Below are 24110 nucleotides of genomic sequence, written 5' to 3'. Positions count from 1 at the left end.
TCCACTTCAGTTTCGGAGCGATCACCGTGACGTCTGAATCCCACTTCCCGGCCGGTACGGACGACCGTACGCTCGCCCCGCCGCCCGGCTGCCCCGCCCACGGCCTCGGTCCCGGCGGGCTGCACCGGCTGTACGGCCCCGAGGCGGACGACCTGGGAGACCTGTACGAGAAACTCCGTCAGGAGCACGGTGCGGTCGCCCCCGTCCTGCTCCACAACGACGTGCCGATCTGGGTGGTGCTCGGCCATGCCGAGAACCTGCACCTGGTGAGCACCCCCACACACTTCTCCCGGGACAGCCGGCTGTGGAAGGCCGTCCAGGACGGCACGGCCGGCGCCGACCACCCCCTCGCGCCGCACATCGCCTGGCAGCCGATCTGTTCCCACGCCGAGGGCGACGAACACCTGCGGCTGCGCGGCGCGGTCATCGGTGCCATGTCGACCATCAACCACCGCACCATCCGGCGGCACATCAACCGCGCGACCCAGCTGCTCGTCAACCGGTTCTGCGAGAAGGGCCGGGCCGACCTGGTCAGCCAGTTCGCCGAGCACCTGCCGATGGCCGTGCTGTGCGAGATCCTCGGCATGCCCGACGAGTACGACGACCGGCTGGTGCAGGCCACCCGCGACCTGCTCAGGGGCACCGAAACCGCGATCGCCAGCAACGAGTACGTCATGAACATCCTGATCCGGCACACCGCCCGGCGCCGGGCCGAGACCACCGGGGACTTCACCAGCGTCCTGATCAACCACCCGGCCCAGCTCACCGACGACGAGGTCTCCCAGCATCTGCGCCTGGTGCTGCTCGCCGCGTACGAGGCCACGGCCAACCTGCTCGCCAACGTGCTGCGCGTGGTGCTCACCGACCCGCGCTTCCGCGCCCAGCTGAACGGCGGCCAGATGACGGTGCCCCAGGCGGTCGAGCAGTCCCTGTGGGACGAGCCGCCGTTCAGCGCGGTCCTCGGCTACTTCGCCAAGCAGGACACGGAGTTGGGCGGCCGGGAGATCCTCCGGGGCGACGGTCTGATCCTGGGGATCGCGCCGGGCAACATCGACCCCAAGGTGCGTCCCGACCTCAAGGCCAACATGATGGGCAACCGCGCCCACCTCGCCTTCGGCGGCGGCCCCCACGAGTGCCCGGGCCAGGACATCGGCCGTGCCATCGCGGACGTCGGGGTCGAGGCACTGCTGATCCGGCTGCCCGACGTCGAACTCGAGGGCGACGAGGACGAGTTGCGCTGGCGCTCGTCGATGTCCTCGCGCCACCTGGTGGAGCTTCCGGTGTACTTCGCGCCGCAGGCGCCCCAGGACGTCGAGGACGTGCCCTCCATCAACCCCCTCCCGCGGCAGCGGCCGAGCCTGGAGGTCACGACGGACGAGCCGGCCGCGGCGCCCGCCCCGGCACCCGTGGCACCGCCCGCCCTGCCGCCGACACCGGAACCCGTGCGCCGACTCGGCGCCTGGCAGCGCTTCCTGCGCTGGTGGCGCGGCTACTGAGCCCGGCCGCCGACGATCACGCCTCCCGGGCCCAGTCGTCGTACGAGGACCAGGCCCGCAGTGCCCGCCCACTGACGAACCGGTGCGCGCGCCCCGTGACCGGATCGGTGAACTCCAGCACCCGCGCGAGCAGTTGGAGCGGGCGCCGGAAGTCGCCGGCCGGCACGGGGCCGGTCACCACCGGGTAGAGCGGATCGCCGAGGATCGGCACGCCCAACGTGTTCATGTGCACCCGCAGTTGATGGGTCTGCCCGGTGCGCGGCAGCAGGCGGTAGCGCCCCAGTCCGGCGCGGTGGCCGGTGAGTTCGACCTCCGTGAGGGCGTTCGGCTCGCCCGCCACCTCGCGAGCGGCCAGCACCCCGCGCTCCTTCACGATCCGGCTGGTGACCGTCCGGGGCAGCGCGAGCCCCGCGTCGTACGGGGCCACCGCCTCGTACTCCTTGCGGACCAGCCGGTCGCGGAACTGCGTCTGGTAGGCGCCGCGCTCCTCGGGCCGCACGGTGAACAGCACGAGCCCGGCGGTGAGGCGGTCCAGCCGGTGGGCGGCGCCGATCGCCGGCAGGCCGAGCTCCCGCCGCAGCCGGGCCAGCGCCGTCTCGGCGACATGGCTCCCGCGCGGGGTGGTGGCGAGGAAGTGCGGCTTGTCTGCGACGACGATGTGATCGTCGCGGTACACCACGTCGAGGGCGAACGGCACCGGTACCTCGTCGGGCAGCTCCCGGTGGAACCACACGAACATCCCCGGCTCGTATGCCGCGTCGGGCGCCACCGGACGCCCGTCGGCGCCGACGATCAGCCCGTCCCCGAGCATCCCGTCGATCACCCCGGCCCCCGCTGCGAGCCGCTCCACCAGATGCTCCCGCACGGTGGCCCACTCCCCGTCCCGCGGCAGCCTGATCCGCACGGGGTCGACTCCCTCGCGCTGCGGGAGGGGGGAGGGCGGGATCCGGGGTCTGCGTCTCACCTGGTCAAGCGTACGAGGCGCGGGCGGGGGAGGGCTTCAGGCGTACGAGGCCGGGACCACCTCGGGAGTCTGGGCCACAGGTGTCCGCGCCCGGTACGCCCGGTAGACGGCGCCCGCGACCAGCGTCAGGCCCAGGAACAGCACCGTGAACCACTGGAAGTACCAGTGCCCGCCCGCCGGGTCGTACACCGCCGCGCGCGGCCAGGCGAGGTTGACGGTCATGAAGAGGCCGTAGACGAGGGCGATCGCGTTGACGGGGAGGCCCCAGCGGCCCAGCGAGAAGAGCGGGGCACCCCTCTCGTCGGTGCCGTCGGCGGTGAACTCCCCGCGCAGCCTGCGGACCAGCAGCGGGCCGGTCACCATCGCGTACGCCAGGTACAGCATCACGATGCAGGTGGTGCCGATCGCCAGGAAGGCGTCCGGGGAGGCGAAGTCGAGCAGTAGCAGGGCGGCGGCGAGGACGCCGACGACCAGGGCGGGAGCGCTCGGCATGCCGGTGCGCGGGTTGACCGCGCGGAGGCGGCGGGAGAAGGGGAGCTGGTGGTCGCGGGCCATCGAGAAGAGCATGCGGCAGGCGGCGGTCTGGATCGCCAGGGTCGCCACCGCGATGGCCACCACGACGTCGGCCAGCAGCGCGCGGCCGACCCCGTCGCCGAGGCTGCTGGTCAGGACGTAGCTCAGACCGTCGACGCCGAGACGGCCGTCGGTGAGGCTGGGCGCGGCGAGCAGTCCGCCGAGCACGATCAGTCCGCCGAGCAGACCCGCGGCGCCGAGCGCGGTGAGGATCGTGCGGGGTGCGGTGCGGCGCGGGTTGTGGGTCTCCTCGCTCATCTCACCGGCGCTGTCGAAGCCGATCATGACGTACGCGGCCATGAACGAGCCCACCATCAGCGCCCCGAACAGGCCGGTGCCGCCCTGGCCGGTGTGGAAGGTGATGCCGGGGGAGCGCTCGGAGTGGGTGAGCAGGAGCACGATGATCAGGACGGCGCCGATGATCTCGGCGGTGACACCGATGCGGTTGATCATCGACATCACGCGGTTGTCGATGACGTTCACCAGTGTGGTCAGCACGAGGAGGATCACGCCGAGGACCGCCGCGTTGGCCGCGCCGTCGGGACTGGTGGGAGCCGGATCGCTGCCGACCAGCTGGAAGCCGGACCAGATCGCGGGCAGCACCATCTGCAGCGCGAGCGCCGCCGCCGCGACCACCACGATCTGCCCGATCACCATGATCCAGCCGGCGAACCAGCCGAAGGAGAGGTTCGACAGACGCGAGGACCACTGGTAGATCGCGCCCGAGATCGGATAGCGCGCGGCCAGCTCCGCGAAGCAGGCGGCGACCGCCAACTGGCCCACCAGCACGGCCGGCCAGGTCCAGAAGAAGACGGGGCCGCCGAACGCGTACCCGAAGGCGAAGAACTGGAAGACGGTCGTCAGGACGGAGATGAAGGAGAAGCCGGCGGCGAACGAGGCGTACCGGCCGAGGCTGCGGTGCAGCTCCTGGCGGTAGCCGAACTCGGCCAGCGAGCGGTCGCCGGAGGACTCCGGAGGGTCGGGGCGTACGTCGGAGGGGGCGGTGGTGGTCACGGCGGCACCTGCCTTCGGCGCGGAAGGGTGGGCGGGGTGGGTGTGCTGGACGGCGTGAGCCGGATTCCTGTCGGGTGACAGAAATTAGGGAGTGCCTGTTTCGCTCGCATGACACGGCCGTGTCGGGGTCGGGCCTAAGTCCTCACGCCCTTGCGCCCCGTGGAGGATCGCGATACATCGTGTGTATTGACGCTCGCCGCGTACACGCGATATGTTCGTCCACGGATATTCGGAAACGAGGTGAGGTCATCATGGCGACGAAACGCCGGAAGCTGAGCAATCCGCTGGCGCTCGCGGTCATGGTGCTGCTCACCGAGAAGCCGATGCATCCGTACGAGATCGCCCAGACCCTGCGCCGACGGGGCAAGGACACCAGCCTGAAGATCAACTATGGCTCGCTCTACACCGTCGTGCAGAACCTGGAGAAGCACGGCTTCGTCGAGGTCGCGGAGGTGCAGCGACAGGGCAACCGCCCCGAGCGCACGCTGTACGGCATCACGGACGCCGGACGTGTGGAGGCCACGGAGTGGCTGTCGGATCTGCTCGCCGTCCCGGCGGAGGAGTATCCGATCTTCGAGGCCGCGCTCTCACTGATGGGCGTGCTCCATCCCGACGAGGTGGCTCGCCTGTTGGGAGAGCGGCTCAACATGCTGGAGGTGCGGGCCGCGAGTCTGCGCGGCGGCCTGGAGAAGCTCCACGAGACGCTGCCCCGGCTCTTCCTGATCGAGGCCGAGTTCAACCTGCACATGATCGAGGCGGAGGCGGAATGGGTCCGCGGCTTCCTGGCGGAGGTCACCGAGGGCACGTTTCCGGGCGTGAAGGAGTGGCGGTCCTTCAGCGAGACGGGGGAGGTCCCCGAGGAGTATCTGAAGCTGGAAGCCGGTGAGGTCGAAAGGCTGTAGCCGGACAGAGAAATGACCCCGGCAGCGCTGTTGCAGCAGCCCCGCCGGGGTCTCGAACCCCGAACCGAACCCGCCGTGAGGCAGCTCCGGGCCATCGAGGTGCGGCACACCCAGGATAGCCCGGCGCTCTTCACGCGGATCGGCTCGGCACACCCACCCGAGATCACCGCTCACACAGGAGAGCAGTCGTCATGAGCAGTACCCGTGCGCCCGCGGTCGAGGCGCGTCAGCTGATCAAGACCTACCCGGGTGACGTCACCGCGCTCAGCGGTATGGACGTCACCGTCGAGACCGGCACCGTCTTCGGCCTGCTCGGCCCGAACGGCGCCGGCAAGTCCACCACCGTCAAGATCCTCACCACCCTGGCCCGTCCCGACTCGGGCACCGCCACCGTGGCCGGGCACGACGTGCTGCGCCATCCGGACCGGGTGCGCCGCGCGATCGGCGTGGTCGCCCAGAACTCCGGCGCCGACCCGGTGGCCACCGGCCGGGAGAACCTCCAACTCCAGGGCAGGCTCTACGGCTTGAAGGGAGCCGGGCTGAACCGCCGGGTGGACGAACTGCTCGACCGCTTCACGCTCACCGACGCGGCGCGGCGCCCGGTCAAGGGCTACTCGGGCGGCATGCGGCGCCGGCTCGACGTCGCGCTCGGTCTCGTCCACCGGCCCGAGGTGCTCTTCCTCGACGAGCCCACCACCGGACTCGACCCCGAGGCGCGCACCGCGATGTGGGACGAGATCGCCCGCCTCGCCGGCGACGAGGGGCTGACCATCCTGCTCACCACGCACTACCTGGAGGAGGCCGACCGGCTCGCCGAGCGCATCGCGATCGTCGACCGCGGGCGTGTCGTGGTCGAGGGCACCCCGGACGCCCTGAAGGGCGAACTCCGCGGTGACGCCGTCCACGTGGAACTGCGCGAAGCCCTGGGAGACGCCGGTCGTACGCTGCTGAACGGCGCCCTCACCGGGCTGCCGGGCGTGCACGAGGCGCTGTTCGACGGCCGCCGTGTCAGTGTCCGCGCCGATGACGGGGCCGCCGCGATGCCCGCCCTGCTCGGGGTGCTGGAGCGGGCGGGGGTCGGGGTCGCCGCCGCGACCGTCGCCCGCCCCTCGCTCGACGACGTCTACCTCCGCTACGCGGGCCGCCGTTACGCGGAGGCGGAAGCGGAAGGCGCCGAGAACCTCGTCCTCGCCGGAGGTGCCCGATGAGCACAGCCGTCTCCCAGACCTGGTACATGACCCAGCGTCAGCTGATGGTGTTCGCACGTCAGCCCGCGTACGCGATCATCACCCTGATCCAGCCGGTGATCTGGCTGTTCCTGTTCGGCAACCTCTTCAAGAAGGTCGTCGAACTCGGAGGCTTCGGCACCACCTCGTATCTGGACTACCTCGTCCCGGGCGTGGTCGTGATGAGCGCGCTCAGCTCCAACATGTGGGCGGGCATGGGCACGCTCGACGAGATCCAGCGCGGCACGCTCAACCGCTTCCTGACCACGCCCGTCAGCCGGGCCGCCCTGATGAACGGCAACGTCGTCAACAACGGCCTGATCACCGCCCTGCAGTCGGTCATCATCGTGCTGCTCGGCCTGCTGGGCGGCGCGGACTACCCGGGCGGAATCGGCGGTATCGCGATCCTGATCGTCGCCTCGGTACTGCTCGGCACGATCTTCGGAGCGCTGTCCAACGCGCTGGGCATGCTGGTCCGGGAGCGGGAGTCGATCATCGGCATCAACACGTTCCTGCTGCTGCCGCTGACCTTCCTCTCCTCGGCCTTCATGGCCCCGTCCCAGATGCCCGGCTGGATGCGGCACATCGCCGACTTCAATCCACTCAACTGGGCGATGGTGGCGGGGCGTTCGGCGATGTCCGAGCATCCCGACTGGGGTGTCGTGCTCGGCCGCTCGGGCGCGCTGCTCGCGCTGGCCGTGGCGGCGGTGTGGCTGTCGATCCGTACGTTCAGGTCGTACCAGCGTTCCGTGTGACCCCGAGGGGCCGGGGGTGGCGTCCGGGGTGACGAGGGGGCGGGAGTCAGGAGGCGGCCGACGCGGTCGCCTCCTGCTCCGCCTCCACCTGCGCGTTCCAGTCCCGCTTGGAGGCCTGCCAGCCGTCCTCGTTGTGACCGAGACGCCAGTAGCCGGAGATCGACAGGTCCTCGCGCGGGATCTCACGCTCGACCCGCAGCAGCCGGCGCAGCTCCTTCACGAAGCCCGCCTCGCCGTGGACGAACGCGTGTACCCGGCCCGCCGGGAAGTCGAGGGCGCGGACGGCCTCCACCAGGGCCTCGCCGAGCGGCCGGTCCCCGCGGTGCAGCCAGACGACCTCCATGTCGGAGTCGATCTTCTGCTCCTCCTCGCGCCCGGAGATCTCCACGAAGGCGCGGGCCACGGCGCCCTCCGGCAGTGCCTCCAGAGCGGCGCTGATCGCGGGCAGCGCGCTCTCGTCACCGGCGAGCAGATGCCAGTCGGCGCTCGCGTCGGGCGCGTAGGCGCCACCCGGACCCATGAACCGCACGACCTCGCCCGGCTGGACGTGCGCCGCCCACGGCCCGGCCAGTCCCTCGTCGCCGTGCACCACGAAGTCGAGCGTCAGCTCGCGCAGTTCGGGGTCCCAGGCACGCACGGTGTACGTCCGGGTCACCGGCCACTGCTCGCGCGGGAGTTCCTCGCGGATCCGCTCGACGTCGAAGGGCTCGGGGTAGGTGACACCCTTCGGGGCGAACAGCAGCTTCACGTAGTGGTCGGTGCTGGTGCCCGCGGTGAACTCGGCGAGGCCCTCGCCGCCCAGCACGACACGCTGCATGTGGGGGGTCAACCGCTCGGTCCGCACGACGTGCGCGGAGTGCGGCTTCCTGGACCTGCGTGCCGGACGCTCTGCCATGACGGCCTCCTCGTTCACTCGCTTAGGCTTACCTAAGTTAGCATCTCTCTCCTAGTTAACACCCCCTGTGTGAAAAGCCCATGAGCCCCCCACACCAGGACTCGAGTCGCGCGGTGGCCGGGGTCGAGTCCCGCTGTGTGAGTAAGGCTTCCCTAAATTGAGAATCTCACTCTTCTGAGTGAGAACGGCACTTGCACGTTTACTTCCGCTCGCTCCCGTTCACTCGCCGAGCGTGGTGAGCAACCGCTGCAGCGACCCGCCCAGACCCCAACGCGCGGCCAGTGCCTCCAGCGCGGCCGGATCGCGCGGCGCGTGTGGCAACGCCGTGTCGACGTCCGGCAGGGGAACGTCACCGGCGACCCGTACGACCTTGGGCGCGACCGCGACGTACGGCCGTGACTCGTCGAGCCGCTTGCGCTGAGAAGGTGTCAGCTTCGCCGTCGGATCGTCGACCGCCGCCATGATTCCGGCCAGGTCGCCGAACTGGTCGAGCAGCTTGGCCGCCGTCTTCTCGCCGATCCCCGGCACCCCCGGCAGACCGTCGCTCGGGTCGCCGCGCAGCAGCGCCAGATCCGCGTATCCGCCGCCGTCGACCCCGTACTTCTCGCGCAGCCAGGTCTCGTCGGTGAGCTGGAGCGTGCCCACACCCTTGAGGGGATACAGGACGCGCACCCCCCGCTTGTCGTCGACGAGTTGGTAGAGGTCGCGGTCGCCGGTGACGATGTCGACCGGGCCGTCGGCGCGGCCGGTGAAGGTGCCGATCACATCGTCCGCCTCGTACCCCTCGACCCCCACGCGGGCGATGCCCAGCGCGTCGAGGACCTCCTCGATGACCGGCACCTGCGGGGAGAGCGTGTCCGGCACCTCCTCCTCGTCCGGCCGGCCGGCCTCGGTCTCCACGGCGACGCGATGCGCCTTGTACGAGGGGATCAGGTCGACCCGCCACTGCGGGCGCCAGTCCGCGTCCATGCAGGCCACCAGGTCGTCGGGGCGGTGGTCCTTGACCAGCCGGTCGACGAAGTCGAGCAGCCCGCGCACGGCGTTCACGGGCGTGCCGTCCGGGGCCTTCACCGAGTCGGGGACCCCGAAGTAGGCCCGGAAGTACAGGGAAGCGGTGTCGAGCAGCATCAGGCGTCTGGTCACGCCTCGCATCATGCCGTACGCCACTGACAGTGACCTGGACCACTCGTGTGTTTGCTCCGTGTAAGCGTGGGCAGGCGCGGCCCCGGGACAACCCCGTTGGTTTTTCAACTGTCCGATCGAGAGGCACCCGTGTCATCCAGGCTTGAGGCCGAGCATTTGTACAAGGTGTTCGGGAGACGACCCGACGCCGCGGTGGAGCGGCTCCGTCAGGGAGCCGACCGTGAGGAACTGCGCGCCGACGGCACGACCGCCGCGGTGATCGACGCGTCCTTCACGGTGGAACCCGGCCAGATCTTCGTCGTCATGGGCCTGTCCGGATCCGGCAAGTCCACCCTCCTGCGCATGCTCAACGGACTTCTGGAGCCCACCGCGGGCCAGGTGCGCTTCGACGGCCAGGACCTGACCGCGCTCAGCGCCCGCGCGCTGCGCGAGGTCCGCTCGAAGAAGATCAGCATGGTCTTCCAGCACTTCGCGCTCTTCCCGCACCGCAGCGTCCTGGAGAACGCGGCCTACGGCCTGGAGGTCCAGGGCGTGCCCAGTGCCGAGCGCAAGGAACGCGCCACCAGGGCCCTGGAGCTGGCCGGGCTCGCCGGCTGGGAGAAGTCCTGGCCCGACGAGCTGTCCGGCGGTATGCAGCAGCGCGTCGGCCTCGCCCGCGCGCTCGCCACCGACGCCGATCTGCTGCTGATGGACGAGTCGTTCAGCGCGCTGGACCCACTGATCCGCCGTGACATGCAGGACCAGCTGATCGAGCTCCAGAAGAAGCTCAAGAAGACCATCGTCTTCATCACCCACGACCTCAACGAGGCGATGCGCCTCGGCGACCGGATCGCCGTCATGCGTGACGGCCGCATCGTCCAGACCGGCACGGCCGAGGACATCCTCGTGCGTCCCGCGAACGACTACGTCGCCTCCTTCACCCAGGACGTCGACCGCTCCCGGGTCCTGACCGCCGGGGCCGTCATGGACACCGACGTACGCGGCGACGAGGCGGACTGCGACTGCGAGACCGCCACGCCCGACACCCCCTTCGTGGACCTCTGCGCGATCAGCGCCCGCCTCACGCACCCGGTGGCGGTGCTCGACGAGCGGCGCGCACTCGTGGGCGTCGTCCACCGGCAGCGCCTCGTCGCCTTCCTCGGCGACGAGCAGGGGACCCCCGCACGCTGTGCCAGTCCTCGGGACGAGGCGGTGACGGCCGGTGCCTAGGATTCCCTTCGGCGACTGGGTCAACAGCGCCGTCGACTGGCTGCTGAACCACATGGCGTGGCTCTTCGACTTCTTCAAGACCGTCTTCCAGGGCACCTACGACGGTATCGACGCCGTCCTCCAGGCCCCCCAACCGCTCCTCCTCGCGGGCATCTTCGCGGTGATCGCGTTCTGGCTGCGCGGCACCTCCGCCGGTGTTCTCACCTTCGCGGGATTCGCGTTCATCGACTCCCTCGAACTGTGGGAGGACGCGATGGTGACCCTCTCGCTGGTCCTCGTCGCCACGCTCATCGCGCTCGTCGTCTCGGTACCCGTGGGCATCTGGGCGGCGCGCTCCGACCGGGTCAGCGGCATCGTCCGCCCGGTCCTGGACTTCATGCAGACGCTGCCCGCGATGATCTACCTCATCCCGGCGATCCTGTTCTTCGGCACCGGCGCCCCGGCCGGCATCGTGGCCACCCTGATCTTCGCGCTGGCCCCCGGCGTCCGCATGACTGAGCTGGGCATCCGCCAGGTCGACAAGGAACTCGTCGAGGCCGCCGACGCGTTCGGCACCACGCCCCGTGACACCCTGCTGCGCATCCAGCTGCCGCTCGCGCTGCCCACGGTGATGGCGGGCGTCAACCAGGTCATCATGCTGGGCCTGTCCATGGCCGCCATCGCGGGCATGGTCGGCACCGGTGGCCTCGGCGGCGACGTCAACGAGGCCATCGGGCAGCTGAACGTCGGCCTCGGCTCCGAGGCGGGCGTTGCCATCGTCATCCTGGCGATCTACCTGGACCGTATGACCAGCGCCCTGGGCACTCAGGTCTCCCCGCTCGGCCGCCGCGCCGCCGCCAAACTGCGCGCCGCGCAGGGCCTGAAGATCTGGTCCTACCGCCCCCGCGCGGCCGTCGCCGTCATCGGTGTCGTCGTGCTCGCGCTGGTCGCGGGCGGCATGGGCATGTTCGGCGGGACCGACGCGACGTCCACCGCGGCCGACGGCCAGAACGTCGGCCAGGGCAAGAAGATCACCATCGGCTACATCCCGTGGGACGAGGGCGTCGCCTCCACCTTCCTGTGGAAGGAGATCCTCGAGGAGCGCGGCTTCCAGGTCGACGCCAGGCAGTTCGACGCGGGTCCGCTGTACACCTCCCTGTCCCAGGGCGACATCGACTTCGAGACGGACTCCTGGCTGCCGACCACCCACGAGCAGTACTGGAAGAAGTACGGCAGCAAGCTCGACGACCTGGGCTCCTGGTTCGGCCCCACCTCGCTGGAGCTGAGCGTCCCCTCGTACATGAAGGGCGTCGACTCCCTGACGGACCTCAAGGGCAAGGCCGGCACCTTCGGTGGCAAGATCACCGGCATCGAGTCGAGCGCCGGAATGATGGGCCTGCTCAAGAGCAAGGTCCTGAAGGACTACGGCCTCGACAAGGAGTACAAGGTCGTCGACAGCTCCACGCCCGCGATGCTGGCCGAGCTGAAGCGCGCGTACGCCAAGAAGCAGCCGATCGTCGTCACCCTCTGGTCGCCGCACTGGGCCTACAGCGACTACGACTTGAAGAAACTCAAGGACCCGAAGGGTGCCTGGGGCAAGGGCGACGGCGTGCACACCCTCGCCCGCAAGGGCTTCGCGCAGGACAACCCGGTCGTCGGGCAGTGGCTGAAGAACTTCAGGATGACGGAGAAGCAGCTCACCGGTCTCGAGGCCGAGATCAACAAGGTGGGCAAGGGCAAGCAGCAGGACGCGGTGCGCGCCTGGCTGAAGCGGAACCCCTCAGTCGTCGACAAGCTGGCCCCGGTCAAGAACTCCACGGCGGCCGCCGAGACGAAGCGTCCGCTGGACGTGGCCTGGTTCCCCTGGGACGAGGACGTCGCCGTCAGCTACCTCTGGAAGAACGTCCTGGCGCGGCGCGGCTACACGCTGAACCTCAAGCAGATGGACGTCGGCCCCGTGTACACCGGCCTCGCCTCCGGCGACCTGGACCTCAACTTCGACGCCTGGCTGCCGTACGCCCAGTCGAACTACTGGGACCAGCACAAGAACGACCTGAGGGACCTGGGTACCTGGTACCGGCCGACCTCGCTGGAGATCGCCGTGCCCTCGTACGTGAAGGATGTCAAGTCCCTCGCGGACCTCAAGGGCAAGGCGGGCACCTTCGGCGGCCGGATCATCGGCATCGAGCCGGGCACCGGCGAGATGAACCTCCTGAAGACGAAGGTCCTTCCGGGCTACGGCCTGGACAAGGAGTACAAGGTCGTCGACGGCTCCACGCCCGCGATGCTGGCCGAGCTGAAGCGCGCGTACGCCAAGAAGCAGCCGGTCGCCGTCGTCCTGTGGTCCCCGCACTGGGCGTACAGCGAGTACAAGCTCACCAAGCTCGCCGACGACAAGAAGCTCTTCGGTGAGGGGAACACGATCCGGACCATCTCCAGCAAGAAGTTCCCCGAGCAGTACCCGCAGCTCACCAAGTGGATCAAGAACTTCAGGATGAGCGAGTCCGAGCTCGGCACCCTGGAGAGCGAGATCAAGCAGCGCGGCCAGGGCAATGAGGAGGCGGCCGTCGCCGCATGGCTGACGGAGCACCCGGACGTGGTGGAGCGGATGACGCCGCAGTAGCCGCAAGGTCGTTCGACGAGGGGTGGCCGTCGGTCACACGGGTCCCGGCCCCCGTGTGACCGACGGCCACCCCGACGTCCGTGCGCCCCCCGTTCCGGCCCGCACTCGCGACCGACGGCACCAGTGGCTACGTACTGGCGTATGGGAAGGATCCGGACAACCACATCGCCGTACGCGGCTACGCCGATCTGGACGCCCTCCTGTCCGGGAACACCTCCCGCGCCGTCGATGCGCCGCGCACCCTGTCGCGCTGCGCCGAGGCACTCCGGACATCACCTCCGTGCACGACGGCACGGTCGAGCTCGCCGGTCACCGCCGGGCACGCTGCGACACCGACCGTGAACTCCGCGCCACCCCCGAGGACTTCACGACCTGGCACGCAAGCCTCGACCGGCGGCCGGACCGCGCCCTGGATTCCTGGGGTGCGCGCGGCGACATCGGCAGTCGCTCGCTCCTCCAACTCGGCTCCTGCGGACTGAGTTTGACGGAAAGTCAGCTTAGGTGCCGGGCTTCGGGAGGTGACAGACGTACGCCTATGATCCGACGACCGGGCGGGCTGATCGGCTGACCATCCGCACCCACGGCGGCAGTCGCGCCCGCGCCGGTCCTTCCGTGCCCGCGCTCATCGATCCGCAGGGGCATCCGGCCCTGCTGGTCAGCCTTTTCGTCCCGTGGGAGGGTGTGGCGCCGGGGGAGCCGGGGCGACTCGTCTATTGGCGCGAATTGTGGCCCTCACCCTCCTCCGATGTGTCAGCGATGTGACGGGTGCATGAAACGGTTTGCCGAACATGCGTAGGGTGCAAACAACTCATCAGAAGTTGTGCGCCGAAACGGCAGCCGAGGCAGCAGCCGAAGCGGCAGACCGAAGCAGTGGACCGACGACGCGTGGGAGGGAGCCGGAGCGATGGGCGACCACAAAGAACAACGCCTTCGGGTGGGTGCGGCCGTCCGGCGGCGGCGCCGGACACTGGAGCTCACGCTCGCCGTCGTGGCCGAGCGCAGCGGCCTGTCGGTGCCCTTCCTCAGTCAGGTCGAGAACGAACGGGCCCGGCCCAGCCAGAGTTCCCTGGAGAGGGTCGCCGACGCCCTGGGCACCACCGCCGTCGAACTGCTCGCGGCGGCCGACCCGGCGTGCAGTGTCGATGTGGTGCGCGCCGACTCGGGCGCCGAGTTCACTCCCGAAGCCCATATGCGCCCCCTGGTGCGCGGTCACCACCAGTTGCACGCCACGGAGTTCACCGGTGACCACGAGGAGGGCCGCGAACTCCAGCACCGCAACGACAAGTTGATGTACGTCGCCGACGGGGCCGTCGAGGTCGAGGCGGAGGGCCGCGCCCACCGCCTGGGGCGCGGCGACACGCTGTACCTCACGGGTGGGGTGCGCCACCGGTGGCGGGCGACCGTGCCGGACACCCGGGTGGTCGTGGTCGAGGTCGCCGACCACATCGAGGCCGTGGAGGACCGCCAGACCTTCGGCAAGCGCTGAGCCGTTGCCGCGCGGGCCGCGACGATCGCGAGCGGCCACGATCGCGGGCCGCTGCGATACTGGGTGCCATGCCGCCCGAGACCTCCCGTCATGTCTAGCGGGCCCGCGGGAGCGCGGGTCGTGTCCCTCGTGCCCTCACTCACGGAGGCCGTGGCCGTCACCGTCCCCGGTGCCCTGGTCGGCGCGACCGACTGGTGCAGCCGTCCGCCGGACCTCGACGTCGTGCGGGTCGGCGGCACCAAGAACCCCGCGGTCGACCGGATCGTACGACTCGCCCCGGATCTGGTGATCGCCAACGAGGAGGAGAACCGCGAGCCTGATCTGACGGCTTTGCGGGAGGCGGGGATCGAGGTGCTGGTCACGGAGGTCCGCGCGGTGCCGGAGGCCTTCCGCGAGCTGGCGCGAGTGCTGGGCGCGTGCGGGGCGCGGGCCCGCCCCCGCTGGCTGGACGAGGCGGAGGCCGCGTGGGCGCGGCTCCCCGCTCCCGACCGCCGTACGACCGCGATCGTGCCGATCTGGCGGCGCCCCTGGATGGTCCTCGGCAGGGACACCTTCGCCGGGGACGTCCTGGCGCGCCTGGGCGTCGACAACGTGTACGCGCACCACGCCGACCGATACCCCCGCGTCCCACTCCCCGAACTCCGGGCGGCGGCCCCCGACCTCGTGGTCCTGCCCGACGAGCCGTACCGCTTCACCGCGGACGACGGACCCGAGGCGTTCGAGGGCGTGCCCTGCGCGCTCGTCGACGGCCGCCTGCTGACCTGGTACGGGCCGTCGCTGGCACAGGCGCCGGGACTGCTCGGCGCGGCGCTGCGAGCGGCACAGCAGGGGGCCGCTCGTGTGGTCACGGCACCCGTCGACCCGCCCTCGGACGGGAGCCCCGCAGGGACATCTGCGATGCCTCAGCCTGAGGAATAGCCGTCGCAGACGTGTGCCGGATGGAGCGGCGGCGCTCTCATCGCTCCGCGGACTTCCGAGTGGTTGTCCTGGTTGACAGGATGGTCGACATGGAGATCATCCCGGGACAAGGCGTGGCCCTCGTCAGGAGCGGCGATCCGCGCTCGCAGGTCGAGGAGCGCGTCGGGTCGCCGTATCACGGCCCAGGCGGACAGCGGGCCGTCTACACCACCTCACCCACGCTGGTGATCACCTACGCGGCCGACGAGACGGTCGAACTCGTGGAGATCGCCTACAGCGGCGAAGGCGGCGATGCCGAAGCGCAGTACGACGGGGTTCAGCTGACCCATCGCTTTCTGGATGACGTCGTCGCGGACCTCCACGCCCTGGGGCACTCGAGCACACCCTCAGACATCGGCCACGACTTCCACGCCGGCTTCTCCGTGTGGTCCATGCATGCGTTGTGGGCGCTCGACCTCGACCCGGATGCCGGCGAGGACGACGAACGCGCGGTCTCCGAAGGAGTCTCGGTCGCGCCGTATGCCTACTTCACCGAAGGGTAGGGAGAGGCCGGGAAGTGGCGGGCCTGCCCGGAGAGCGAACGCACTCCGGTGCCAACCCTCCGCAGCTCAGCCGGTGTGCCGGTCCGTGGCGAGCAGCCACTGCCAGCGTTGACGTTCCGTGACGAGGGTGGCGGCCACGAGGAAGAACACGAGGGCTGCCGCGTGGATGGGCCATGCCGACCATGCGGCGATCGCGGCAGCGGTGAGCTGGAGCAGCACGAGCAGGATCGTGACCGCACCCGAGACAGGGACGATCACCTGCGCCTTGTCTCCCGGAGTGGAGAAGACGGTCGGGAGGCCGATCAGTACCACCACAGCCAAGACGGCAAGCAGCCATGAGTACGGGGACAAGGCCCAGGGAGTGGCCACCCAGGCGACGAGTTCCGCAGCGAAGCGCAGGACGGATGCGATGCGGTCGTCCGGTCTCTCCATGTTCGCCCCCACAAACTGTGTCGACCACCGGCGGGAGATCTTACGACCACGGACGGGGCTGTGAACGCGCTTTGGTGATCCATGTCAAGCCGCGTTCGCAGACCTTTCGGTCGGCGGCGTGCGCTGGCGGGAACAACCTGCGGACCGCGACAGTGCGGGTGCTGCGGCCAGACACGGCCATGCTTACCCTCCAGTCAGGTTGACCTGCAGGGATGATGCGACCCAGTTGCCTTTGGCAAGTGGATATGCGGGACGACTGTTGCTGGATAGAGTCGTCTCGTCACACCTGGTTGTGGGGGCAGCCAGAGCGCATTGGGGAGGGCCTGCAACACATGAGTCGTCGGTCAACTGGCTTTGTCGGCGTCTGGGCAGAAGTGCAGCGGCAGCAGCAACGCCAGCTGGAAGCCGAAGCCAGACGGCGGAGACAAGAAGCTCAGCAGGCACGTGCTTATCAGCGGCGGGCCGCCCAAGGCCACCGCGAGTACAGGCAGGCGGAAGCGCTACGCCGCACGGAAGAGTTGGACGCACTGGTTGCGTCGCTGCAAAGCCTTCTCGCCTTGGGTTGTCAGGCTCCGGCCTTCAGAGCTTCCTCTCTCATGCGCCATGAGGAGGTCCAGCCATTCACTCCGGGACCGTTGGCGCAGCCCGTGCCCATGCCTGACCTCAGTCATTACCAGACGCAGAGTGGGTGGACTTCCAGCCGCCGGGCCCAGGCGCAGGCTGAAGCGCGGGCTCGCTTCGAGCGGGACTGGCACGCGGCCCAGGCGGCGGAGGCTCAGCGGCAACAACAGCTGGCGTCGTACCAGCGGGAACACCAGCAGTGGGCCGATGCCCAGCTCGCCGATGTGAGGCGGCACAACGCTGGCATCGTCCAGGTGACCGATGGAGTGAGACGCCACGATCCTGACTCGGTCGTGGAGTACTTCTCCGCCGCTCTCTACGCCTCGGCTGCATGGCCGGAGGGCTTTCCCCGTCAGGTGACCGCAGCCTATGACTCGGCAGCTCGACAGTTGGTACTGGACTGGGAGTTGCCCGCTTACAGCATCGTCCCCGACGTCAAGTCCGTTCGGTACGTGTCCGGGACCGACCAGGACAAGGAGACCCCCCGCCCAGTGGGCCAGCGTCGCGCCCTGTACCGGGAAGTCCTCGCGCAGTGCATGCTTCTTGTTCTGCACGAGATCTTCGGCGCAGATGAGCTGGGCGCGCTTGAGTCTGTGACTCTGAACGGGTTCGTGGATGGGCACGACCCTACGACGGGCCGACCGGGCCACATCCACCTGGCAACCGTGATGGCTTCGCGCTCGACGTTCCGCGACCTGCACCTGGCACAGGTGGACGCAAGCAGCTGCCTGGCCGACGCACTACGCGGACAGCTCTCGGCCCGGCCCGACCAACTTGCGCCGGTACGGCCGAGTCGTCGGCCGCAGGATGTCGGCAACCGCGTTGTCGCGCATGGCGGCGATGAGGAACCTGACCTGTACGACATGGATCCGATCGCCTTCGAAGATCTCGTTGCCGACCTCTTCCGGGCCATGGGAATGCAGGCGGTCACGACCCAGCGCTCCAACGATGGCGGCGTGGACGTCGACGCGCTGGATCCGACACCGATCCGAGGCGGGAAGATCGTCGTTCAGGTGAAGCGCTACCGCAACACGGTGCCGCCCACTGCTGTACGTGACTTGTATGGAACCGTGCAGGATGCTGGCGCCAACAAGGGCGTCCTCGTGACGACGTCGGGGTTCGGCCCCGGCTCGCACACCTTCGCCAACGGCAAGCCGCTGGAACTGATCTCGGGCACTGAACTTGTCGACCTGCTGCATCGTCATGGGCTGCGTGGGCGCCTGGGTGAGGGCGGCCGTCAAACTGCGGCACAGCCGACGCCATCGGGCCCTGACACTCGATTGCCCGACGACTACAACGTCCTCGGCATGTCATGGACCGGCAGCGTCGCCTTGGATGTGTGTGCTCTCGTCTGCCGTGGCAACCGCGTCCTCAGCGACGATCACTTCGTCTTCTTCAACAACCCGCGGACAGCAGACGGTTCCGTGCGCGCTCTAACCGCCACTGCACCTGACAAGGCCGCGATCTCCGTCTCTTTCGACGGGTTGCCGGATGAGGCTGACCGGTTCGTACTGGTGGCAGCGATCGACCCAGAGGTCAACCCGGACGCCGACCTCTCCGGTTTCACGGACGCCCGTATCCGTCTGCTCGACCCGGGGCTGACTGAGCTGGGACAACTTGAGGTTTCCGACGGCCGGTCCCGCGAAACCGCCTTGGTACTCGGCTCCTTCCGCCGAAGGCCAAACGGGGACTGGGACTTCGTCCTGGGCGGCAAGGGCTACACCGGCGGCCTGGAGGAACTCGTGCAGGATTTCGGCATCGAGGTGGACTAGATCGCTCCCGCGTCCAGATGCTGCTGCGGTGCGTTAGATCTGTGAACGCGGCTTGATGATTCATGTCAAGCCGTGTTCACAGACCTTTCCTCGCCTCTGTCCCGCCAAGAGCTTGGCCGTTTGGTGTTCATTCCTGGCCATGCAAGCAGGCGGCGCACCTCGGGGCTACTTCAGAGGGTGCACCCTGCACGTCTGTGGTGACACGGGCCGAGTCCGTTGCTGATCGACCGATAATCGTGTGTCTGTCGAGACTGCCGTTGTTAGGGTCCGGCGTTGTGAGTACGGACATTCATGGTGGCATCGAGTTCCGTCACCCCAGTGTCGACACCGACTACTACGCCGGTGAGCCGTGGGTTGCCGCTATGGATCTTTGGCCGCTGTACGACGAGACCGACTACGCGGTTTTCGGCTGTCTCTTCGGAGTGCGCAAGTACGCGGGCTTTCAACCGCTCGCGCCGGACCGTGGCCTCCCCATCGATCTGTCGAGCGGGCTGCGTTCACAGTTGGGGGCCTCTGTTGCAGCGGGCGATCTCCACGGCGCGAGCTGGGTCAGCTGGACGGAGCTTGTTGCGATGGATCTCGCGACCGGGCCTGATCATTTCATCGGTCGGCTGACCTGGCGCACGAAATCGTTGCCGTCGGCCTTGCACCAACAACTCGTGTGCGTTTCCTGGCCGCCGGAAGCTCTGTCCGCGGTAGGCGTGCCGCCCGCGGACTTGTACAGCGCGACGGGACGCGTGAAGGAGAAATTATCAATACTTGTGGATGGCTCATTAGCGACGGTGGGTGGTGAGTGACGAGGCACACTGTCGATCGTGACCATGTATGACCGCATCGGTGCGACCTACAATCACACGCGACGCGCCGACCACCGGATTTCTGTCAAGATCCATGAGGCGCTTGGCGATGCCGGCACTGTCATCAACGTCGGTGCTGGCGCTGGCTCCTACGAACCACCGCAAACGGTGCTGGCGGTTGAACCCAGTGCAGTGATGATCGCCCAACGTCCGGCCGGATCCGCGCGGGCCCTTCAGGCATCCGCGGAGTCGATCCCCATCGCCGACGACTCGGCCGACGCGGCGATGGCCCTGCTGACCGTGCACCACTGGACTGACCTGGAAGCCGGTATCAGAGAACTTCTCCGGATCGCCCGGCAGCGTGTCGTCATCTTCACGTGGGACCAGGCCGTCTTCCGCAGGTACTGGCTGCTGGACGAGTACCTGCCGGAGGTAGCCGCGTTCGTCGACACACGCGCTGTTCTGATTGACCGGCTGCTTGCGCTGCTGGAAGGCGCCCGCATCGAGACGGTCCCGATCCCGCACGACTGCACCGACGGATTCGGCGCTGCCTTCTGGCGCCGACCCGAGGCATACCTCGATCCGGAGGTGCGAGCAGGCATATCGATGCTCGCTGAAACCGGCGAGGAGATCCTCCGCCCGTGCCTGGACCGGTTGTCCAGCGACCTGTCTTCCGGCCTGTGGCACGCACGCCATACTGACCTGCTTGACCGCGACACACTGGACGTCGGCTACCGACTTCTCGTAGCGGACCTTTAGGAACAGGCGGCCGATCCGACCACACACTCAGGTAGATCTGTGCTTCAGCAGGTGGAGTTGTTTCATGCCACGAGGGTCGCGGGTCGTTCGACGAGGTGCCCACGTTCGAAGCGGGCCCCGGCGCGGACGAGAGCGACGAGATGGGGTGCGTTCACGGCCCGCCACCGTTGCTGGGCGGACTCGACGGGCTTGAAGACCATGGCCAGGGCGGCGGCCGCGCTGCCGGCTCCGCGGGTGACCTTGGTCCGCAGCCGGACGGTGGCGAAGGTCGACTCGATCGGATTCGTGGTCCGCAGGTGGATCCAGTGCTCGGCGGGGAAGTCGTAGAACGCCAGCAGCTCGTCCGCGTCATCGGTGATCTTCTTGACGGCCTTGGGGAACTTCGCTCCGTACGTCTTCTCGAACGCAGCGATGGCCATGAGCGCGTGGTCGCGGTCCTCGGCGTTGTAGATCTCCTGCAGGGCCTTCTTCGCGCCGGGTTGCGCGGACTTCGGCAGGACGTTCGCGACATTGGCGACCTTGTGAACCCAGTACCTCTGATGCCGGGTGACAGGGAACACCTCGGCAAGGGCCTTCCAAAAGCCCAGGGCTCCGTCGCCGACCGCGAGGACGGGAGCGCGCATGCCGCGCCGCTGGGCATCCCGCAGCAAGTCCGCCCAGGAGTCGGCCGATTCGCGGTAGCCGTCGGCCATGGCGACCAGCTCTTTCGTGCCGTCGGCGCGCACGCCCATCAGCACGAGCACGCACGACCTGGCCTCGCGCAGGCGGATGCGCAGATGGATGCCGTCAGCCCAGACGTAGACGTAGTCGGCCCCGGACAGGTCGCGCTCGCCGAACGCGGCATGGTCGTCTTGCCACTGCTGGGTGAGCCGGGTGACGGTTGCCGGAGAGAGCCCGGCGGAGCTGCCCAGGAACTGCTCCAGCGCGGGCACGAAGTCGCCGGACGAGAGGCCGTGCAGATACAGCAGCGGCAGCCCCTCGCTGGTCTTCGGCGACTTGCGGCACCACGGCGGCAGGATCGCCGAGGAGAACCGCTTGCGCTCACCCGTCGCCTCATCGACGCGCTTGTCGTTCACTCGCGGGGCCCTCACCTCGACCGTCCCGGCCGCGGTGGTCACCTTCCTCGGCTGGTGGTAGCCGTTGCGGACGACCAGGCGGCGCCCGCGCTCATCGTGCTCGTCAGCCAACTCGGCTATGCAGGCGTTGACTTCGGCCTCCAGCGCGGCGGCCAGCATCCGCCTCGCACCCTCACGGACGATGTCGTCGATGAGGGAGCCGGTCTCGGTCATTCCACCGGCATTCACTACGCTCAGCACGGGCGTGCCTTCCCGACCGACGGTGCAACATCGACCCACTCGATGACCAGAAGTCGATCACACGGGAAGGTACGCCCTCCGCGTCCAACCCGAGGCCGATCCACAGGTCATGAGCATTGCTCCGCGTGGAAGTGGACCACCGGCGAAGTGATGTGCACGTACGAACCGCTGACCGTCGGCGCAGTCCTGGGACCTGAAACGCACTGGTCACATGTCTTCGCCGTGATGAAGGCGCTGGCACACCGCTTTGGTGATGGCGGCGTCCGCCTGGTCGTAGCGTTCGACTGACCGCACAGATCCTCTCGGCTCATACACACCGGTCCTGCGGGCGATCAGCTCGCTCTCCCGGAAGTCATGGGGTTCGCCCCGCGAGCCGCCCCATATCTCGGCCAACCTCTCCGGCACGCCGCCAGGGACATGGATGCTGTCTGTGAACGCGGCTTGATGATTCATGTCAAGCCGTGTTCTTAGACCCTTTCTCTGACAGTCGAAGCGCTCTGTGGTTATGAGGAGTGGCTGGTACTCGCGGCTTGCGGCGAAGCCCACGACGTCCCTTCCTCTGATGGATCTGGGATGGACATCGCAGCCGTCGGGCAGGCCTGAAAAGCGTTCGCCGCCCGTCGTCCAGCCACGTTAGCCTCGCCGGTCATGGGAGCACGAGCGCAGTACGTGGTGGTCGAGGACGGCGCCTGGCAGCGGTACTACTCACACTGGGCCGCCAACCGGTTGGTCGACGACCTGCTGACTGGCCCGGCCGCGGCGACACGCTGCTTCCGCGCCAGCCGGGAGATCGACGAATGGCTCAACGACGTGTGGTGCGAGGGTGCCGCACTCGTTGACCACGACCGCCGGGTCCTGCTCTGGTTCGCCTTCGTGGACAGCTGGGCCGACCACCTCGCCGCCCGCACCGTACTGGCCCGGACATGGACCGGTTGGGACGTCCGCTTCGCGCACGACGGCATGGGTGATCTGACCCACCACCTGGGCCTTGGCAGGGACCTGACGCGTCCGCCGGGCTGGTTCGAGACCTTCGAGGCTTCCTGGTTCTCGGACACCGAGAACGCCGAGCCCTGTTCCGTTGTCTCCCTGCGCCTGCCCGACGGAAGCGTCCGCGCGTGGGGCAGCGCTCGGGAGCCCATCGAGCACGTCGCCGACGGCCCCGGCCTGATCGACCTGCTCGTCGCGTCGCAGGCCACCCCTCCGCTCACAGACATGCCGAACGGCGGCGTCCATTTCGACCCGCAGGCTCGCACCGTCTCGCTCTGGGCAGTGCAGACCGTGGCCGGCATCCACGACTGGCCGTTGCCGGGCTGGGAGAACTGGGTCCTGGATTTCCGCGGCGACGACCATATCCAGCAGGCCGGGCTGCTCCCGGCGGACTTCCCCTTCCCACAGCCGCCGCTCGCGGCCGCACTGCGGCGGATCAGCGACGGCCTCGGCACCCCGCCGACCGACGGCGCCGCGCTCATTGCCCGCGCCACCAGTGCACCTGGTCCGGAGGGCACCACCCCCGTGGTGAACCCCGCTTCGCTGGTGCCGCACGAGCCTGCCGATCCCACCCCGGCTGAACTGGCCGATCTGCGCATGGCGGTCGATGAACTGGCCGCAGGGGCGGAGGTCGACTGACCACCGCCTCAGGGGCTCCCTGCGCATGAAAAGTGACTCGGCAGCTACGGCAGACCACCACTCCGGTCACGGGGCCACCCGCTCGGCTCCCCTTTTTTGCCGGGAGGCAACTCCTTCGGGCGGGGCCGAGGCCAAAGACACCTCCGGCCTCGGAGTCCTCATCCGGGGCATTGAGCGGCAGGCGCTTGTGATCAGCCGTGACCGTGCCAGCAGGGCAGAGTCCGCGGAGAACCTGCGGGACACGGCCCCTGCCGAGGACGGCGGTCACCTCCGCATCGATTACATCCCCGGGCACTCTTACCTCGCCGATGAGCCACTGCCCTGGTGGTCAGCAGCCCACACGGAGGCATATCAACCCGGTGAGCGGGTGGTTGGCCGCTGCCACCAGCGACCAGAGTTCGAAGTACTCGCCGTGCCTACGGGCCCAACTGCCCATCCCCGTCGTCTCCAGACGCTCAAAGGGCTGTGAAAGCTGCTTGATGATCCATGTCAAGCCGCGTTCATAGCCCTTGTCGGGGACGGTTCAACCGTCCTGTGCCGATGCGGAGCGACTGAATCGAGCAACCCGAGCGCGAGCGAACGGCGATAGCGTGCTTCCGTCGCAAGGACCGGGGAGGTTCAGGTGAGGACGTGGTGGCTCACGCGCGGAGACGTCCGGGTCGGTGAGCTTCGTGAGTACGGGGTCGACCAGCCAACGGTCTTGTGCCGCTTCGTGCCCGGATTGGGGTGGGAGACCTGCAGGGCGCTGTTCGAGGCGTGGACGGCTGTACAAGGACCTGACCCCGACGGGAGTAGGAATGCGGAGGTCATCCGCCCCCTGATGGGACTTGGGCCGACCTTGCACCCTTCGGACGGGGGCGCGCCTCTGACCTGCTTCAGAGACTGCATCTTGCGTATCCACGGGGACACGGCCCGCCTCCGTTACTGACCACCAATGTTCGAGTCTGTCCAGCCGGGCGTTGTTACGTAGTACTCCAGTTGCACTTCTCCATTTGTCCTGGTCACAGGGTCTTTTGTGAGTCTAGTGAGCTGACGCTCCATCAGGGTGGTGGTGGTTCGTGA

At 68.6% G+C, this 24110-nt stretch carries 20 protein-coding genes; 13 read left to right on the top strand and 7 right to left on the bottom strand.

Annotated features, from left to right (window positions below):
- Positions 1 to 26: 26 nt before the first annotated feature.
- Entirely contained in the window at positions 27 to 1496 is a 1470-nt protein-coding gene (locus ACZ7M2_RS37295; RefSeq protein ID WP_471599057.1) for a cytochrome P450, read from the top strand.
- 16 nt (positions 1497 to 1512) lie between these two features.
- On the opposite strand, the gene ACZ7M2_RS37290 is transcribed toward ACZ7M2_RS37295, so the two are convergent.
- Both ACZ7M2_RS37290 and ACZ7M2_RS37285 read right to left on the bottom strand, forming a co-directional pair.
- Positions 1513 to 2460 (bottom strand): RluA family pseudouridine synthase, encoded by a 948-nt coding sequence (locus ACZ7M2_RS37290; RefSeq protein WP_471599056.1) that lies wholly within the window; start codon positions 2458 to 2460, stop codon positions 1513 to 1515.
- A 36-nt stretch (positions 2461 to 2496) separates the two neighbouring features.
- Positions 2497 to 4047 carry an amino acid permease gene (locus ACZ7M2_RS37285; RefSeq protein WP_471599055.1) on the bottom strand — a complete coding sequence of 517 codons (1551 nt, stop codon included), beginning with the start codon at positions 4045 to 4047 and terminating at the stop codon, positions 2497 to 2499.
- Between the two features lie 251 nt (positions 4048 to 4298).
- Between ACZ7M2_RS37285 and ACZ7M2_RS37280 the strand changes: the two genes are divergently transcribed.
- From ACZ7M2_RS37280 to ACZ7M2_RS37270, 3 genes are all read left to right on the top strand, one after another.
- Complete coding sequence (locus ACZ7M2_RS37280) at positions 4299 to 4949, top strand: PadR family transcriptional regulator (protein ID WP_471599054.1); 651 nt, start codon at positions 4299 to 4301, stop codon at positions 4947 to 4949.
- Between the two features lie 191 nt (positions 4950 to 5140).
- The gene (locus ACZ7M2_RS37275; protein WP_471599053.1) at positions 5141 to 6157 is read left to right on the top strand and encodes an ATP-binding cassette domain-containing protein; all 1017 of its coding nucleotides are present in this window, start codon (positions 5141 to 5143) and stop codon (positions 6155 to 6157) included.
- Positions 6154 to 6930 carry an ABC transporter permease gene (locus ACZ7M2_RS37270; protein ID WP_060899887.1) on the top strand — a complete coding sequence of 259 codons (777 nt, stop codon included), beginning with the start codon at positions 6154 to 6156 and terminating at the stop codon, positions 6928 to 6930. The genes ACZ7M2_RS37275 and ACZ7M2_RS37270 overlap by 4 nt, the downstream gene beginning before the upstream one ends.
- A gap of 46 nt (positions 6931 to 6976) precedes the next feature.
- Here ACZ7M2_RS37270 and ACZ7M2_RS37265 read toward each other — a convergent pair whose 3' ends face one another.
- Entirely contained in the window at positions 6977 to 7825 is an 849-nt protein-coding gene (locus ACZ7M2_RS37265; RefSeq protein ID WP_471599052.1) for a siderophore-interacting protein, read from the bottom strand.
- Between the two features lie 219 nt (positions 7826 to 8044).
- Positions 8045 to 8977 carry a 5'-3' exonuclease gene (locus ACZ7M2_RS37260; RefSeq protein WP_352048023.1) on the bottom strand — a complete coding sequence of 311 codons (933 nt, stop codon included), beginning with the start codon at positions 8975 to 8977 and terminating at the stop codon, positions 8045 to 8047.
- A 120-nt stretch (positions 8978 to 9097) separates the two neighbouring features.
- Here ACZ7M2_RS37260 and ACZ7M2_RS37255 point away from each other — a divergent pair, with 120 nt between their 5' ends.
- The 5 genes from ACZ7M2_RS37255 to ACZ7M2_RS37235 all read left to right on the top strand — a co-directional run bounded on the left by ACZ7M2_RS37255 (position 9098) and on the right by ACZ7M2_RS37235 (position 15725).
- On the top strand, positions 9098 to 10177 hold the full coding sequence (locus tag ACZ7M2_RS37255) for a quaternary amine ABC transporter ATP-binding protein (protein ID WP_352048000.1): 1080 nt from the start codon (positions 9098 to 9100) through the stop codon (positions 10175 to 10177).
- Positions 10170 to 12779, top strand: coding sequence for an ABC transporter permease/substrate binding protein (locus ACZ7M2_RS37250; RefSeq protein ID WP_471599051.1), 2610 nt, complete (start codon positions 10170 to 10172; stop codon positions 12777 to 12779). The genes ACZ7M2_RS37255 and ACZ7M2_RS37250 overlap by 8 nt, the downstream gene beginning before the upstream one ends.
- Before the next feature lie 904 nt (positions 12780 to 13683).
- Positions 13684 to 14265: a helix-turn-helix domain-containing protein gene (locus tag ACZ7M2_RS37245; protein ID WP_470051365.1), complete on the top strand. Its 582-nt coding sequence runs from the start codon at positions 13684 to 13686 to the stop codon at positions 14263 to 14265.
- 90 nt (positions 14266 to 14355) lie between these two features.
- Positions 14356 to 15183 carry a helical backbone metal receptor gene (locus ACZ7M2_RS37240; protein ID WP_471599050.1) on the top strand — a complete coding sequence of 276 codons (828 nt, stop codon included), beginning with the start codon at positions 14356 to 14358 and terminating at the stop codon, positions 15181 to 15183.
- Between the two features lie 89 nt (positions 15184 to 15272).
- A complete protein-coding gene (locus ACZ7M2_RS37235) occupies positions 15273 to 15725 on the top strand; it encodes a hypothetical protein (RefSeq protein ID WP_471599049.1) in 453 nt (150 codons plus the stop codon).
- A 66-nt stretch (positions 15726 to 15791) separates the two neighbouring features.
- On the opposite strand, the gene ACZ7M2_RS37230 is transcribed toward ACZ7M2_RS37235, so the two are convergent.
- Positions 15792 to 16157: a hypothetical protein gene (locus ACZ7M2_RS37230; RefSeq protein WP_471599048.1), complete on the bottom strand. Its 366-nt coding sequence runs from the start codon at positions 16155 to 16157 to the stop codon at positions 15792 to 15794.
- Between the two features lie 332 nt (positions 16158 to 16489).
- Between ACZ7M2_RS37230 and ACZ7M2_RS37225 the strand changes: the two genes are divergently transcribed.
- The 3 genes from ACZ7M2_RS37225 to ACZ7M2_RS37215 all read left to right on the top strand — a co-directional run bounded on the left by ACZ7M2_RS37225 (position 16490) and on the right by ACZ7M2_RS37215 (position 20106).
- Positions 16490 to 18550, top strand: coding sequence for a restriction endonuclease (locus ACZ7M2_RS37225; protein WP_471599047.1), 2061 nt, complete (start codon positions 16490 to 16492; stop codon positions 18548 to 18550).
- Positions 18551 to 18825: 275 nt separating this feature from the next.
- On the top strand, positions 18826 to 19347 hold the full coding sequence (locus ACZ7M2_RS37220; RefSeq protein ID WP_471599046.1) for a hypothetical protein: 522 nt from the start codon (positions 18826 to 18828) through the stop codon (positions 19345 to 19347).
- Positions 19348 to 19371: 24 nt separating this feature from the next.
- Complete coding sequence (locus tag ACZ7M2_RS37215) at positions 19372 to 20106, top strand: class I SAM-dependent methyltransferase (RefSeq protein WP_471599201.1); 735 nt, start codon at positions 19372 to 19374, stop codon at positions 20104 to 20106.
- 62 nt (positions 20107 to 20168) lie between these two features.
- Here the strand turns inward: ACZ7M2_RS37215 and ACZ7M2_RS37210 are convergent, their stop codons facing one another.
- Together ACZ7M2_RS37210 and ACZ7M2_RS37205 are read right to left on the bottom strand one after the other, a co-directional pair.
- Positions 20169 to 21395, bottom strand: coding sequence for an IS256 family transposase (locus ACZ7M2_RS37210; RefSeq protein ID WP_471599045.1), 1227 nt, complete (start codon positions 21393 to 21395; stop codon positions 20169 to 20171).
- Positions 21396 to 21629: 234 nt separating this feature from the next.
- Positions 21630 to 21968, bottom strand: a complete 339-nt coding sequence (locus tag ACZ7M2_RS37205) for a hypothetical protein (RefSeq protein WP_471599044.1) — start codon at positions 21966 to 21968, stop codon at positions 21630 to 21632.
- A 102-nt stretch (positions 21969 to 22070) separates the two neighbouring features.
- Between ACZ7M2_RS37205 and ACZ7M2_RS37200 the strand changes: the two genes are divergently transcribed.
- Positions 22071 to 23048 carry a hypothetical protein gene (locus ACZ7M2_RS37200; RefSeq protein ID WP_471599043.1) on the top strand — a complete coding sequence of 326 codons (978 nt, stop codon included), beginning with the start codon at positions 22071 to 22073 and terminating at the stop codon, positions 23046 to 23048.
- Positions 23049 to 24110 lie beyond the last annotated feature (1062 nt).

The sequence above is a fragment of the Streptomyces sp. NPDC111507 genome (assembly GCF_055638955.1).
Note: the sequence above shows the minus strand (reverse complement) of the source record. Positions and strands in the feature narration are given on the sequence as shown.

Bases quoted from the DNA above. Each gene is read 5' to 3' on its own strand.
- ACZ7M2_RS37265 (WP_471599052.1), bottom strand. From the start codon at position 7,825: ATGGCAGAGCGTCCGGCACGCAGGTCCAGGAAGCCGCACTCCGCGCAC.
- ACZ7M2_RS37245 (WP_470051365.1), top strand. From the start codon at position 13,684: ATGGGCGACCACAAAGAACAACGCCTTCGGGTGGGTGCGGCCGTCCGG.
- ACZ7M2_RS37230 (WP_471599048.1), bottom strand. From the start codon at position 16,157: ATGGAGAGACCGGACGACCGCATCGCATCCGTCCTGCGCTTCGCTGCG.
- ACZ7M2_RS37275 (WP_471599053.1), top strand. From the start codon at position 5,141: ATGAGCAGTACCCGTGCGCCCGCGGTCGAGGCGCGTCAGCTGATCAAG.
- ACZ7M2_RS37210 (WP_471599045.1), bottom strand. From the start codon at position 21,395: ATGACCGAGACCGGCTCCCTCATCGACGACATCGTCCGTGAGGGTGCG.
- ACZ7M2_RS37200 (WP_471599043.1), top strand. From the start codon at position 22,071: ATGGGAGCACGAGCGCAGTACGTGGTGGTCGAGGACGGCGCCTGGCAG.
- ACZ7M2_RS37235 (WP_471599049.1), top strand. From the start codon at position 15,273: ATGGAGATCATCCCGGGACAAGGCGTGGCCCTCGTCAGGAGCGGCGAT.
- ACZ7M2_RS37270 (WP_060899887.1), top strand. From the start codon at position 6,154: ATGAGCACAGCCGTCTCCCAGACCTGGTACATGACCCAGCGTCAGCTG.
- ACZ7M2_RS37280 (WP_471599054.1), top strand. From the start codon at position 4,299: ATGGCGACGAAACGCCGGAAGCTGAGCAATCCGCTGGCGCTCGCGGTC.
- ACZ7M2_RS37260 (WP_352048023.1), bottom strand. From the start codon at position 8,977: ATGCGAGGCGTGACCAGACGCCTGATGCTGCTCGACACCGCTTCCCTG.
- ACZ7M2_RS37215 (WP_471599201.1), top strand. From the start codon at position 19,372: ATGTATGACCGCATCGGTGCGACCTACAATCACACGCGACGCGCCGAC.
- ACZ7M2_RS37240 (WP_471599050.1), top strand. From the start codon at position 14,356: ATGTCTAGCGGGCCCGCGGGAGCGCGGGTCGTGTCCCTCGTGCCCTCA.
- ACZ7M2_RS37225 (WP_471599047.1), top strand. From the start codon at position 16,490: ATGAGTCGTCGGTCAACTGGCTTTGTCGGCGTCTGGGCAGAAGTGCAG.